Source organism: Silvanigrella aquatica (assembly GCF_001907975.1).
GTDB classification, from domain to species: domain Bacteria; phylum Bdellovibrionota_B; class Oligoflexia; order Silvanigrellales; family Silvanigrellaceae; genus Silvanigrella; species Silvanigrella aquatica.
Window position 1 is genome coordinate 623,204 of the sequence record NZ_CP017834.1, and the last position, 14,964, is coordinate 638,167.

12 protein-coding genes are annotated in these 14,964 nt (G+C 33.8%); 1 reads left to right on the forward strand and 11 read right to left on the reverse strand.

The features are described 5' to 3' along the window. Nucleotides 1-14: 14 nt before the first annotated feature. The 9 genes from AXG55_RS02690 to AXG55_RS02730 form a co-directional block, all read right to left on the reverse strand. Nucleotides 15-686 carry a hypothetical protein gene (locus AXG55_RS02690; protein ID WP_148696601.1) on the reverse strand — a complete coding sequence of 224 codons (672 nt, stop codon included), beginning with the start codon at nt 684-686 and terminating at the stop codon, nt 15-17. 155 nt (nt 687-841) lie between these two features. Then, nucleotides 842-1,423: a hypothetical protein gene (locus AXG55_RS02695; protein WP_148696602.1), complete on the reverse strand. Its 582-nt coding sequence runs from the start codon at nt 1,421-1,423 to the stop codon at nt 842-844. Next, nucleotides 1,420-1,914, reverse strand: a complete 495-nt coding sequence (locus tag AXG55_RS02700) for a hypothetical protein (RefSeq protein ID WP_148696603.1) — start codon at nt 1,912-1,914, stop codon at nt 1,420-1,422. Before AXG55_RS02700 ends, AXG55_RS02695 begins: the two co-directional genes overlap by 4 nt. A gap of 442 nt (nt 1,915-2,356) precedes the next feature. After that, nucleotides 2,357-3,781 (reverse strand): S8 family serine peptidase, encoded by a 1,425-nt coding sequence (locus AXG55_RS02705; RefSeq protein ID WP_148696604.1) that lies wholly within the window; start codon nt 3,779-3,781, stop codon nt 2,357-2,359. Between the two features lie 41 nt (nt 3,782-3,822). After that, nucleotides 3,823-4,659 (reverse strand): IS3 family transposase, encoded by an 837-nt coding sequence (locus tag AXG55_RS02710; protein WP_148696237.1) that lies wholly within the window; start codon nt 4,657-4,659, stop codon nt 3,823-3,825. A gap of 14 nt (nt 4,660-4,673) precedes the next feature. Next, on the reverse strand, nt 4,674-4,961 hold the full coding sequence (locus AXG55_RS02715) for a transposase (RefSeq protein WP_148696238.1): 288 nt from the start codon (nt 4,959-4,961) through the stop codon (nt 4,674-4,676). Nucleotides 4,962-5,023: 62 nt separating this feature from the next. Then, nucleotides 5,024-5,632, reverse strand: coding sequence for a S8 family serine peptidase (locus AXG55_RS02720; RefSeq protein ID WP_148696605.1), 609 nt, complete (start codon nt 5,630-5,632; stop codon nt 5,024-5,026). Nucleotides 5,633-5,753: 121 nt separating this feature from the next. Then, nucleotides 5,754-6,947 (reverse strand): acetyl-CoA C-acyltransferase, encoded by a 1,194-nt coding sequence (locus tag AXG55_RS02725; RefSeq protein WP_148696606.1) that lies wholly within the window; start codon nt 6,945-6,947, stop codon nt 5,754-5,756. A 16-nt stretch (nt 6,948-6,963) separates the two neighbouring features. Beyond that, nucleotides 6,964-9,342 carry a 3-hydroxyacyl-CoA dehydrogenase/enoyl-CoA hydratase family protein gene (locus AXG55_RS02730; protein ID WP_148696607.1) on the reverse strand — a complete coding sequence of 793 codons (2,379 nt, stop codon included), beginning with the start codon at nt 9,340-9,342 and terminating at the stop codon, nt 6,964-6,966. 165 nt (nt 9,343-9,507) lie between these two features. On the opposite strand from AXG55_RS02730, the gene AXG55_RS02735 reads away from it, so the two are divergent. Then, on the forward strand, nt 9,508-10,803 hold the full coding sequence (locus AXG55_RS02735) for an MFS transporter (protein WP_148696608.1): 1,296 nt from the start codon (nt 9,508-9,510) through the stop codon (nt 10,801-10,803). A 26-nt stretch (nt 10,804-10,829) separates the two neighbouring features. On the opposite strand, the gene AXG55_RS02740 is transcribed toward AXG55_RS02735, so the two are convergent. After that, nucleotides 10,830-11,186, reverse strand: coding sequence for a type II toxin-antitoxin system PemK/MazF family toxin (locus AXG55_RS02740; protein ID WP_148696609.1), 357 nt, complete (start codon nt 11,184-11,186; stop codon nt 10,830-10,832). Between the two features lie 115 nt (nt 11,187-11,301). Then, nucleotides 11,302-14,958 carry a DNA polymerase III subunit alpha gene (gene dnaE / locus AXG55_RS02745; RefSeq protein ID WP_233231327.1) on the reverse strand — a complete coding sequence of 1,219 codons (3,657 nt, stop codon included), beginning with the start codon at nt 14,956-14,958 and terminating at the stop codon, nt 11,302-11,304. Between the last annotated feature and the right edge of the window lie 6 nt (nt 14,959-14,964).

A 14,964-nucleotide genomic window follows, 5' to 3' on the forward strand; every position in this document is an offset into this window, starting at 1 on the left:
ACAAAAAAATATTTTTATTCAATTTTGCTAGGGGCATTTTTAGGAATTTTTAAATTGCCTCGAATACTAAAAATATTTCCTGTGTAGCGATAACCCTTAAAGGAAGCGAGACTTGTTGACCATTCTTTTCTTTCTAAAAAGCCACGCCAAAATCTCCATGATGGTAAATAGGCGTATACAAATACTCTTAAATCACCATTTAAAGCTTCAAGATTTGTTGTTCCAACAAGTTGTAATTTTATGGAAGGATGATCTGCAAATGCAACAAGAGCTCCTGCAGAAATTTGTGTATTAGCAGAAATTAGAAGCAGGCGTCCCGTGACTCCTGTTCCTGCTACGGCGACATCAACAGCAGCTGAAGCATAGGCATCAATTCCTGCATAATGCTGCAAATATGTTTGGAGCTCTAAAGGAACTATTTCTATTCCCCATTTCATAACATTATTTCCCCGAATTCCCGCTGCTAAACGCACTGGAATGGGTCCAATTGAAAATCTAGTGTTTGCTTCATATTGAATAGGTGTGTTGAATAATGTTTTCTCATCTTTATATCCAAGTTTTCCTATATTTTGATTGAAAGCAAATAGCGTTTTGCCAAGAACATTTGCCGTTACGACTATTTTTCCATTTTCAGCACTAGGTGAATTAGCTATGGCATTGGCATCGGCAATGTTACCTTCCCACACTCTCCTAAAATAGCTCCGTTTAAACCTGCTTGCGCCTTGCTAAAAACTCCTGACGTTCCTGCAGAAATATGATATCCTGCATATCCGGCAATAAAGAATTTTGATTTTTGTTCGTTTTCAAATGACCAATTTTTTTCTTTTTGAAAGTTTTTTAATTACGGTTTTTTAATGATGGGTCTAGGGACATCAAATGCTTTTACAGTTGTGATAAAATCATCGAATTTTGCAGTGTCACCATATCTTATAAGATCTGTGTAACTTGGAATTGCGGATTGATAAACATGGTAAGCATCTTCAATTTTCTTTTTCCACTCTTCATATGTTAGCATTTTATTAGCTGGGTCGTTAATCAATCCATTTTGAATAGCTTCTTCTTGGTTTTCCAAAAGTTTGGAACAGATATCAAGAGTGCTCAAATTATAACTTCCATCAGGATCTTTTAAAGAATATCCCCATTGGTTTAGAGAATACTCCATGGAATTAATTTGATTAAAAAAATCAACAGCTCTTACTTGATAATTTTTCCCTGTTCTATCTGTTAAATGTACTAATTCGTTAGGTAACAACGATCGTCCTATATCGGGATCCTTCATGGGAAAAGAAATAAATGGAATAGGCTGTTTTCTATGCTCAATAAAATCATCTGAGCATGTTCCTGCATATGAATTTATCGATAATAATGTTATCAAAGTAGAAAAATAAAAAACAATGGATTTCAAAAATTTAAAAATTTTCATTTTTTATATTCCTCATAAATTTTTCCTAGTTGAGATTCAATAAACTCCAATTTTGAATCAGGTAGGTCTTTTAAATTTTCAGTATTAATAGATTTCAAGATTGCAAACTTATTACATTCAGAATTGTCATTATAGTTATTTTTTTTGCAATTTAAATTTATATTACTATTTACCAGTTGAAAATAATTGGCAACGAATTCAGATTTAGGAATATCCAGTGAATTTAAAAAAATAAAATGCTCCTCTGATGCCTGGCATAATAAATTTATTCTGTCGATGGATGATTTTAAATATTGCTTATCTATCTGACTTTTATTTATTTCATCTAGCTCATTTTTACAATCAATTCTAATTTTATCCAGTAATTTCTTCGCGGAAAAATATTGAAAATTTAAAGAATATTCATTCATTTTATTTTCATTTTTTATAATAATCAATAGTGATTCATTAGTTATTTTTGAAGCCTGTAAAATTTCCTTGAACTCTTCCAATGTTCTCTCTAAAGGAATTATGGCATTTTTAATTTGATATTTTAATTTATTAAAAATGATATAAATTATTTATTCAATATATAATTTATAAAAAATCAAACAAATAAAAATTTTAATTGATGAATATTTTTTGGCCATATATTTGTATGATTTTTCGGAGGTTGATATGTTTTTTTATACCCAATAAAGAATATAAAAAATGTGTTATTATTCTTTTCGACTTACAAAATAAATCTTTACTACCTTCTCATCTGTTTGATCTATGGAACTTACAACGAGAAAATTCAATTATTCAAACATGCGATAAAATTAATGCAGTTCATGGTAAATTATCTATATAATTTGCAGATATGTTTGAAAATAGACATTGGGAAACCAAAAGTTTTTACAGATCGCAACGTTTTATAACAAGATGGGATGAATTGTAGTGTGTTCGTTAATTCTATTCTTCATAACCAATAATTTTCAATTTCCAACCATTTAACTTTACATTTTCTTTTTTATCATAATTTGTAATTTTAATAGACCAATCTCCACCTGATTTTTCACCATAAAAAGCATTTGTCAAATAAGATCCTAGATTATTGTTGTCGTTTTCTTTGTAATGATTAAGTTTATATTTCATATTTTTAATTTTTTTTTCATTCTTTTTAAGTTTGATAAAGGAATTTCCGGGATATAAAATTATACTGTTAGTCATTTCGGGTGATTGAATTTCAATTGCTAAACTATCGGCTCTTGGAGCATCAATATAAGGGATCACATAAACAGCTTCAATGATGATATTTTTAAGCGAATTAATTTTATGGATTAAACTTTCACCAGGAGAAATTTTTTTTAATTTTTTTAAAGATTCTGATTTGTATAAATATTCTATGGACGGTTTATCATTAAAAGTAGATTTGTAGTTTTCAGCAATTTCAATAGCTTTTGAGGCATCAATCAGGCCAAATCCATAAAAATTATGAAAATAAAAACCCGCTTTATTCTTAATCCATTCTGTATTCCAAGGTTTTATAAAGTCAGGATGAAAAATATTAAGCTTTGCAAGAATTTTAATACAACTCGGCAAAGGATCGGGTAAAATTTTTGCATTATTAGCTGTTTTGGCTAAAATATATTTTATGTCTCGTGAGCTTAAATTAGGATTTGCTTGCAGCAGAAGGGCGATAATTCCGCTCACAGTTGGTGCTGCGGCAGAGGTTCCCTGAAACTCAGTGGTATAACTATTTTTAGAATATTCTGAAGATAAATTCTCATCAAATTCAGTTATAGATGGATTAAATTTTCTTCCAAATATTTTCGTAGTTAATAGCCTTGGAGCGTCAGCATGTTCTTCTTGAGCTAATCTAAATATACCATCACTTTTTAAAGTACTGCTATCGCCTCCGCCAATACCAGTTATCCATAAATTTGAACCTATACTTGAATATGAGCTCGTAATTCCGCTTGCACTTAAAGAAGCTACGATTATTTCATTTACGAATGAATTATCATAACTAAATACAGATAAGTGCGCTCGAATAGCTTTGAAAATTTCCTTGTATTGTAATAACTTCGATAAAATTTTTTCTGTCGATTTATTTTGATACAAATCAAAAAATTCATCTTTATTTTTTTCTGGCATTTTATTAGCTATTTTTAAAGCATAACTGAGATTGCAAGTGTGATTTCCAGCCGATTTTACAATAATAAAACCATTATTATTTTGCTTTTGGAAGCTATTAATTTTATTAGTTAAACGTATATTATCTTGTGGGTTATAAAAAAATGAAAATTTATTTTCTTCATCGCTTATGCTTATATTAACTATTTGTATATTTTTTGATTTTGCTAAGTCATAAGTTTTTAAGTACATATCTGTCATAGAAATTTCTCTTCGTGGTGTGATCCCCGAAAAGTGGACGGTTAAATTTCATAATTTTTTTCATACTCTAATGGTGCAAGATAATCAAGGGCAGAGTGCGCACGAATTCGATTATAAAACACCTCAATATATTCTATAATCGAAGATTTTGCTTCTTTTCTAGTAAGAAAATTGCATCGATGTACCAATTCTTTTTTTAGAGTGGAAAAAAATGTTTCTGTAATAGAATTCTCATAGCAGCTATTGCTCATGCTTTGATGAAAATGATTTAATTTTAAATATTTTCTAACTTCTTTACTTGAATATTGTGATCCTTTGTCACTATGAAAAATTATTCCATTTGGAAAATGAGATCTTTTTTTGTATGCCATGTTTAGTGAATTCAAAACAATTTCTCTTTTTAGATTATCTTGCATGCTCCAACCAATTATTGCTCTTGAAAAAGTATCCAATATTATGCACAAATAAACCCAGCCCTCTTTCGTTGGAATATAAGTAATATCGCTGGTCCAAAGTTCGTTGGGCTTATAGGAAGTAAAATCCCCTGAAATTAAATTCGGAAAATGTATCGCTTGCCTATCAACCTTTGTTGTTGTTTTAAATTTAGGTTTGCCGACCCCATTCAGATTTAGTTTCTTCATAATCTTGGATATTCGTTTTTTTCCAACTTTAATAAATGACTTTTTAAGTGTTGATAAAATTCGCCGTCTTCCATATGTACCCCTTGAAGAAGTATGTATTTTTTTTATTTCTTCTTCAAGGCTAAACTCAAATTGATGATTTTTATCTTTACACTCAAGCCATTTATAAAATCCACTTTTAGAAACGCACATTACTTTGCAAAGTAAAAGAATAGGATAATTAAGCTTCTCTAGCAATATAAACTCGTATTTTAATCGAGTTGCTTTGCAAAGAAGCTTGCCGCCTTTTTTAGGATTTCATTTTCCTTTTTTAAAAGCTCGTATTCTCGCTTTAGCTTTTTCAATTCGTCAGAGTTTTTCTTTATATTTGAATTTTCCTTTTCGCCAATAGAACGCTTCCAGCTATTCAGAGTGGGGTAGGAAACCTCAAACTCCCTAGCTATCTGAGCCATGCTTTTAGGGCTATTTTCTAAGACTTCAAGGACTTGGTTTTTAAACTCAAGAGAATATTGACTTTTAACTGATTTCTTCTTTACCATGGGACAACCCTTCTATATGAACGCCTAAGTTCATAGCATATTGTCCACTAAAAGGAATCACTTTATCGCTTCAAATTATTGGATATAATGTTAGCTGAAGCTAATTTGGCTTCAGGAGCAATTCCTTGAAATTGTGTTTGACTATTTTTTTTCGCACCAATAATCCCAGCCACATTGGTACCATGATGATTTTCATTTGTAGCTAATATATGGCTACTGACAATTTCTGGAATATCTTTTTCAGGAGAAAAGAAAAATGAAGAATTTTCTAATATATTCTCTTTCAAATCGGGATGAGAAAAATCAATTCCTGTATCTAGAATTAATACGTTAACACCTTTGCCTGTATATTTTTTTTCAAAGGGAATATTTAAATCAATTCCTTTTTTGGGAGTTGAAATTGAAAATTCGTATTCACCTGTGTTTTTTAAGTACCACTGTTCTTTAAAAATATTTTCTGATGAGTTTGAATTTTGGGATAAAGAAGTATGATTCGATCTATTTATTGAATTTATTTTCATTCCTATTAAGTCATTTGAATCAGTATTTTTTTGTCCACAACCTGTATTAATAAATGTTAAATTTATGAATAAATTAAATATAAAAAAAATTTTTAATCTATTAATTTTGTTTCCAGAGTTTTTATAAATGAAATTTATAAATTCTTTCATATTTAAGTCTCAAAAATGAATTATAATGAACTTATAAATCTGATCGGAATTTTGAAGTGGCTATGGTGGGAAATGTTTACTTAGTGTACTTTTGAAATTTTAAAATTCAAATTTTGCAGAATCAAACCATTTCAATTAATCCTGCAGCGCCCATACCCGTCCCGATGCACATTGTTACGATGCCGTATTTTAATTTATGGCGTTTCATGCCATGAACAAGGGTTGCAGCACGTATTGCCCCTGTAGCACCAAGAGGATGTCCTAAAGCAATGGCGCCACCGAGCGGATTTACTTTTGCGGGATCAAGACCAAGATCATTAATTACAGCAAGACTTTGAGCTGCAAAAGCTTCATTTAATTCAAACCAATCGATGTTACTTTGCTTAATGCCAGCTTGTTTTAAGACTTTTGGAATTGCTTCTTTAGGACCAATTCCCATAATTTCTGGTGGGACACCCGCAACAGCAAAACTTACGAAACGTGCTAAGGGAACAAGGTTGTATTTTTTAATTGCTTTTTCACTTGCTAATAAAATAGCTGCGGCGCCATCACTCATTTGAGAACTGTTACCTGCTGTAACGCTACCGCGTGCTGCAAAAACAGGTTTTAATTTGGCAAGAGCTTCGGCAGTGCTTTCGGCGCGTGGGCCTTCATCATTGGAAATCACTTTATTATTTGTAATGATTTCTCCAATTTTTCCGGGAGCGGCATCTGTTATTGTATAAGGTAAAATTTCCGATTTAAATTCGCCATTCTTAATGGCTTCACAAGCTCTTCTATGGCTTTCGAGTGCAAAAGCATCTTGAGCTTCTCTTGTTATTTTCCATTTGTCAGCTACTTTTTCAGCTGTAGTACCCATTCCAAAAGCAATACCTATATTTTCATTTGTAAAAAAAGCAGGGTTCATAACAACTTTATGACCCATCATTGGTATGAGGCTCATGCTTTCTGTTCCCGATGCTACCATGACTTCGGCTTCACCTAGTTTAATGCGATCGGCAGCCATGGCGACTGCTTGAATTCCAGAGGAGCAAAAGCGATTTACTGTCATACCGGGTACAGAGTGTGGATAGCCGGCAAGTAATAAGGAAATGCGCGCCACGTTCATGCCTTGTTCTGCCTCGGGCATGGCGCAGCCCGTAATTACATCCCCAATTTCGTGGGGGTCAAGTCCGGGAGCCTGAAGTAACAAACCTTTTAAGCAGTGAGCAAGAAGATCGTCAGGGCGTGTTACTTTGAATACGCCGCGAGGAGCCTTTCCTACAGGAGTTCTTACGGCAGCGCAAATATAAGCATCTTGAATTTGTTTTGACATTTCAAAAACTCCTTATTTAATTTCTTAATGGTTTTCCGTTTTTCAACATGAACTCGATACGCTGTTGCGTTTTTTCTGTTTTTAGTAACTCAATAAAGTAACGATATTCAAGTTCAAGAAGCCACTCATCTGTTACCATATGTCCTTGCTCAATTTCGCCTCCTCCTAAAATAGTGGCGACACGTTTACCAATTTCAAAATCATGTTCTGAAATAAATCCACCCACATGCATATTGACAAGTGCGGCTTTAAAAGTCGCAATGCCTCCTTTTCCGGTAACAATAATATCTTTGGATTTGAGAGGAGGACGATATCCCGACTCAGATAGAGCTCGTGCTTCCGATGTGGCCACATAAAGAAGTTCGTTAGGATTAAAAACAATAATGTCAGATTGCCTTAAGTAGCCCAGTTCTTTTGCATCTTCGGCGCTGCGAGAAACTTTGGCCATAGCAATGTTTTCAAAATATCTTTGAAGGAAAGGAAATATATTTCCTCCCTTTGCTTCGCGGCAGGCTCTTAAGGTAAATTCTTTACATCCTCCTCCAGCGGGAAGAAGTCCAACGCCCACTTCAACAAGCCCCATATAAGTCTCAAGTGCGGCAACAGCTTTTGAACAATGCATAACAAATTCACATCCGCCTCCGAGAGCAAGTCCTTGAACAGCAGCTACTGTGGGCACGAGGGAGTGCTTAAGTGCCATGGATGCTTCTTGAAAGCGTTTCACCATGGATTCGAGAATTGTAAAATTGTTACTTTGTAATGCTTGAGTTACTTGCATTAAGTTTGCGCCCGCACTAAAAGGCGGTTCGGTTTGCCAAAGTACCAAACCTTTAAAGTTACGTTCCGCTACTTTTACGGATTCAATAACGCCATCTAAAACATCTGAGCCAATGGCATGCATTTTGCTTTTGAAAGAGAGAATCGCAATGTCACGATCAGCGCTCCATAAACGCACTCCTTCATTTTCAAAAACCGTTTCCCCATAAGAATATTTTTCACCTAAAACTTTTTCAGGGTAGGGTTGTCTTAAGTAAACAGGAAGCTTTCTTCGGGGTTCATTTGTTTTTTTAGCAGGGGCATAACTTCCGTCGGCAAAATGTACGGCAACGCGATTGCTGTCCGTAACCCATGTTGGTAGAGGCGTTTTCGTAATAGCCTTACCTGCGGAAATGTCATTTTGAATGGCTTCGGTTATAAATTTCCAACCCGATGCTTGCCACGTTTCAAAAGGCCCCATAGACCAGCCATATCCCCAGCGGATAGCAAGATCAAGATCGCGCGCATTATCCGAAATATCCTCAAGTTGTACAGCACAATAGTGGAAAAGATCGCGAAAAGTAGCCCATAAAAATTGTCCTTGAGGATGGTCAGATTTAATTAATTGCTTAAATTTTTCTGTGGGGTCTTTAATTTTTAAAATTGCAGCAATATCAGGTTCGGCTTCTTGTTTACTTAGTCGATAATTTTGCATGTGCAAATCGAGAACATGAATTTCTTTACCCGATTTTTTATAAACTCCCGCTCCTGCTTTTTGTCCAACAGCGCCTTTAGAAATAAGTGCTTGAATCCAATTAGGTACTTTAAAAATAGATTGCCAAGGATCATTTGGAAGAGTGTCGCTCATGGTTTTAATAACGTGAGCTAAGGTATCAATACCTACGACATCAAGAGTGCGGTAGGTTGCACTTTTAGCGCGTCCAATGGAAGTTCCTGTGAGAGCATCGACAGTATCAAAACCTAAATTAAATTTTTCAGTATGATGCATTGTTGCAAGCATAGAAAAAACACCAATGCGATTGGCAATAAAATTAGGAGTGTCTTTTGCACGAATCACGCCTTTACCTAATGTTGTTGTTAAAAATTCTTCAAGTTGATCGAGAATTTTTGAGTCTGTTTCTTTATGTGGAATGATTTCAACTAGAGTCATATAACGTGGCGGATTAAAAAAGTGAATACCACAAAAATTCTTTCGCATATGCGAAGGCAATACTTCTGCTAAAGAATAAATGGATAAACCAGAAGTATTTGTTGCAAAAATGGCATGTTTCGCAATTTTTGGACATACTTTTGCATAGAGATCTTTTTTCCAATCCATTCGTTCACTAATAGCTTCGATAATTAAGTCACAATTTTCAAGTTGATTTAAATCATGATCATAATTAGCAGGAGTAACATAATGTATTTTAGATTTTACAGAAAAAGGGGTGGGTTCTAGTTTTTGTAAAAATGCTAATGATTTTTGTACAACTCCATTTGGGTCTCCTTCTTTTGCAGTCAGATCAAATAAGACGACTTCAACATTCGCATTCGCTAAATGTGCTGCAATTTGTGAACCCATAACACCAGAACCTAAAACCGCTACTTTTCGAACTAAAAAACTATTTTCATTTGTCATTTTTAACCCCGAATTTAAAATGAAACTGAGATATACGACTTTCTAGGTTGCGCTGGAGTGTAAACTTTTAATTGAGTTTTGACAACCTAACAAGATTCCATTGCTTTTTAAATTAATGAGCAGATGTTAGAATTCCTATATTAATTTATTTAATTGGGGGTGATAATGGGTATTTTAAAATTTAATTCATCGTCTAATATTTTCTTAACTGTTTTGGGAAGTGGATTAGGAAATGTTGTTGAATGGTATAGTTTTTTAGCTTATGCCTATTTAACTCCTGTACTATCAAAGCTTTTTTTTCCGGATGTAGCTGAAAAACAAAGCATTATTTATATGTTTTTAATATTTGCAATTGGATTTTTAGCGCGCCCTGTAGGAGCTGTATTTTTTGGTTACTTAGGTGATAAAATTGGAAGGCGCAAAACATTAGTTTGGTCACAAACACTAATGGCAATTCCGAGTTTACTTATTTGTTTTATACCTACTCACGAACAAATTGGATTTTATGCTGCCATTATTTTGTCCATTTTAAGATTTATACAGGGATTTTCAATTGCAGGAGAATATACAACATCATTGTGTTACATCGCAGAAGTAAGTCCTAAAAAAAGGAGGGGTTTGTATGTCAGTACGGTTCCTTCAAGTACGGCTATAGGTATTTTAATTAGTTCCTTTATCACTTTAGGTATTATACATTATTTTGAAGAAAATAATGCTCTTTATACATATGGTTGGAGAGTCAGTTTCTTTATTGGGTTTTTATTAAATGTGGTTGTTATTCTAATTAGATTATTTTTAAAAGAAAGTTCTGTTTATACAGAAAAGAAAAAAGAATTAGGAAAAATAAATTTTAAAAAGTTTATGTCGTTAGTTTTCAAAAAAGATGTCTTAAAAAAAGTGGGAATAGTTGTTCTATTAGTTATAGGATATTCGTATTTTTATCAATTAATATACATTTGGAATCCTTCTTATTTAGAAACATATTTAAAGAAAACAAGTGAATTTTCATTATCTATTAATGGATTTGCAATGATTATTTTTGCTCTATGTATTTTATTGGGAGGATTTCTTTCTGATTATTTTGGTAGAAAAAAAATCATAATGATAACGAGTGTTCTCATTACAATTTCTTTTGCTCCTTTATTCTATTTTTTTTCACAGGGAATTGATGATAATTATATTTATTTATATTTGATTCTACTTTCCATTTTATTTGGGATTTATGTTGGCTCATCAAGTACAATGTTTTCGGAAATTTTTGATACAAAAATTCGCGCCAAAGCTTTGTCCTTAGCCTATAATATTCCCTATGCCATAGTCGGTGGATTAACGCCAGCCATGCTCTCATCAGTGTTGTTACATGGAGCTTATTATTATGTTATTTGTATTACTGTGGTCGTCATGTTTATTGCATTCTTAGCGTCTTTTTTTGCGAAAGAAACATATAAAAATTCAATGTAGTCATTCTTTGAGTTTTTTTTAGATTTTTATTCATTTAAATAATTAAATATTTTATTTTGTATTTTAGATCTTAAATGTTCAGGAACAATACCTATTTTTTTTATAAAAACGTCTTTTTGAACAGTTAAAATTTGATCACATATGATAAATGATTCACAAAAAAGTCCCACAGATTTTGATTCTTCGATAGAAACGACAGAATAGCTTTCTCTGAAATTCGTAGAGATTGGCAAAATTGTGGGGGCATGAAAGGCGTCTAAAAAACTTTGTCCTGTAATAATAATACAATAGTTAAAATCAAAATTTTCTTCTGACATTTGTATTTCAGTCTGAGATTCCATGTCCATGTCAAGATTCATTTTCCAAATTTCCCATTGTTTCATAAGATTCTCCCTTTCTATAAATAATTTATTTTTTATAATTTTTTGGAAATACTCGAGAATAAATATTTAACAAATTAAAAAATCTCTGTCATTAAATTTTTAAAATGTCTTTTAACTAGACATGTTGAATGGGAAGTTGATATAAACGTTCAACTTTTACAACGCCTGGCCAGGTATTTTCAATATCCATAATAAAAATATCTGAAGGGCTAATGTAATGGTTACCAAGTTTTGCTTTTATAAGCATATTTTGCTCAGGAATAAATACATTTAGAAATAAAGGCGTTTCACCTTGATTCTTTTTTAAGATATTCTCAAGTAATTTAAAATTATTAAATTCTTTTAAGAAACTTTCATCTGTATTTAATACAATTCGTTTAACGAGTTCAATCCGTTTATTCGATACGCGATCAAAACTTTGTACCACACCTTTTACACTGCCTTCTTCTATTCCTTTTTTAATTTTGCATTCTAAAATAAGAGCTTCACCCATTTTTATAGGTGTTGTTAGGGCAGAATATTGTTTACTAAATAATGTAACTTCCAGTTCTCCAAATCCATCTTCTATTTTTAGGACAAGAAAAGCATTGCCCTCTTTATTTTTCTTTTCCATAACCATGGTAACAATGCCCGCAATTTTAATTGTCTTGCGTTTATAATCGGGAATATTGTCTGGTTCAATGTATAGTGGTGCTTGATCGAGTGAAATTTCTGTTATTTCTTTTAAGTCTTCTCTTAAGAGATCGGCAGGATGTCCTGACATATAAAAACCCAAGGTTACAAATTCATGGCTTAATTGTTCTTGAAAATTCCATGGTTTTGTTTCTTTAACTTGGATAGCAATCAAATGATTTAATATTCGCTTAGCACACTGTTCTGTTCTGACTTGTGTTGGTAATGCTAAGGGACAAAATTCAAATTTATTTTTTGTGGCTTGTGGAGAATTTGAAGTTAATTTTTGCTTTTTTGCTTCAGCTACTTTTGTTTGCGGTGTTTCAAAAATACCAAAAATATCATAGCCTGTATTTTCCTCACGTTCTGTTTCCTTTGCGATGGTGCGTAACCAAGAGTCTGAATTTGCTAAAAGTTCAGCGCGATTGGTTGCCATGGCATCAAAAGCTCCTGCCTTGATGAGACTTTCCATGACTTTCTTATTAAGTTTGCGTGCATCAAGGCGTGCTATAAATTCGGGAACTGTGGCAAAAGATCCCCCTTTTTCTCGTTCTTGCACGATCATTTGAATGATGCCAGAACCAAGTCCTTTAATAGCCCCGAGGCCGAATTGGATAATTTTTTCTCCAGGAATGCTGAATTCAAAGCGCGAGTGATTGACGCAGGGTGGTCGAATTTTGATTTTCATACGCTTGCAATCGCGTACATACCCGACAATTTTATCGGTGTTATCCAAGTCACAGGTCATTATGGCGGTCATAAATTCTGTGGGATAATACGTTTTAAGCCATGCTGTTTGATATGTTACCCAACCATATGCAGCCGTGTGACTTTTATTAAATCCATATTCTGCGAACATGGCCATAAGGTCGAAAAGTTCCGCCGATTTTTGTGGGTCATGTTTATTTTCGGTGGCGCCAGAAACAAATCGGCTTTTTTGCTTTTCCATTTCATTTTTGTCTTTTTTACCCATGGCGCGACGCAATAAGTCCGCTTCTCCCAAGCTATAATTTGCAAGCACGGCAGCAATTTTTTGCACTTGTTCTTGGTAAACAATAACCCCGTAAGTATCGCCTAAAATCGGTTCCAGTTCGGGAAAGGGGTACTCAACTTGGGTTTCGCCGTGTTTGCGCTTCACGAAATCTTCCACCATGCCTGAGCCTAAGGGACCGGGGCGAAAAAGGGCGAGAACAGCAATAATATCTGTAAAACAAGTGGGTTTTAAATCTGCAATGAGTTTGCGCATACCAGTGGACTCAAGCTGGAAAATGCCTGTCACATGAGCTGTGGAAATCATTTCGTAGACTTTTTTGTCTTCCAGTTCGATGCGTTCGATATCAAGATCGGGATCTTTTTGTTTATGAATGAGTTTTACAGCATTATCAATAACAGTAAGAGTCTTTAGTCCTAAAAAGTCAAATTTAATAAGTCCAATTTTCTCAGCATATTTATTTTCAAATTGAGTTAAAAGTTGCCCTTCTGTTTCCAGTAAAGGGCAACGTTCGTCTAGGGCGCGATCGGAAATAATCACACCTGCCGCATGAATGCCCAATGAGCTCAAAGTTCCTTCGACTTCTAAAGCGCCTTCCCATAAGTTGCGCGCTCGTTCATCGGATTCTATTCGTTCCCTTATTTTTTCTTCTTCTTTTATAGCTTGTTCAAGGGTAATTCCAGGTGATTCGGGAATAAGTTTGGCGAATTCATTACTGTCATGAAAAGACCAGCCATTGATACGTGCCAAATTTTTCAAAGCATTTTTAGCCATCATTCGGCCAAAAGTCACAATTTGTGAAACCGCTCGGTTGCCATATTTTTGATAAACATAGTTTAGGACATCACCGCGTCTGTCTTGGCAAAAGTCGGTATCAATATCCGGCATAGAAATACGTTCCGGATTTAAAAAACGCTCAAATAGCAAATTAAAACGAATGGGGTCTATATTTGTAATACGTAACGCATAAGTAACAAGACTTCCAGCGGCCGATCCACGACCAGGTCCTACGGGAATATTATTTATTTTAGCCCAATTGATAAAGTCTTGGACAATTAAAAAGTATCCTGAAAATTTCATTTTTAAAATTACAGATAGTTCATATTCTAGGCGCTTTTTATATTCTTCCCAAACATCATCATTAAATTTTTCACCCATCCAAGAGGAAACAGCGGTTTTTCGAGCTTCAAGTCCTTCCCAAGAAAGACGCACAAGACAGTCATCTGAAGTTTCATTTTCACGTTGTCGGTAATCGGGCATGAAAACGCTTTTAGTATCTATTTTTACATGACATCTCTCGGCAATTATTTTTGTATTTAATAATGCTTTGGGGTATTTAGAAAACTTTTCTATCATTTCTTCTTTAGTTGTCAAATGGAATTCAATTTCGTTTGGTATTCCTTTGACTTCAGATTTTTGTAATTTATTTTTGATTGCAAGAAGAGACATATGTGTTTCTTTATCTTTTTTATAAAGATAATGCACATCAGCTGTAGCAACGGTTTCTAAATTTAATTTTTCAGCTACGAGTGAAAGTTGTTTGATTAAGTTTTTTTGCTCTGGAATTCCGTTATCAATAAGTTCTACAAAAACATTATTTGAACCAAAAACATCCGATAGGTTTTTTAAATATAAAATTGAATTTTCGTCGTTATTATTTAATACTAGGCGGGATAATTCACCTTTTATGCAGCTTGTTAAACAAATAATTCCTGCGGAGTGTTTATTTAGTTCTTCCCATGTTACGTTTGTAGAATCGGTAAAAAGGGCATTTTTTCCAGAGGTATTTGCAATTGTGCAGAGTTTAATGAGATTTGAATAACCAAGCTCATTTTCTGCTAATAATATTAAATGTCCTACTTGTTTTTTATCTTCAAGATATAAAGGCTCTACATTTATTTCATAGCCAATGATGCCATTGATCTTTTCTGCTTGGCAGGCAAGATAAAATTCAAGAACACCGTGCATCCCATCGTGATCCGTAAGAGCCGCCGCTGTATAGCCTTGTTTGCTCAGCTCTTTAACGAGTTTTTTGACTTTGATGGAGCCATCGAGGAGAGAGTACTCAGAGTGAATGTGGAGGTGGACAAACTCTTCTATTTGCTGCACGTGTTC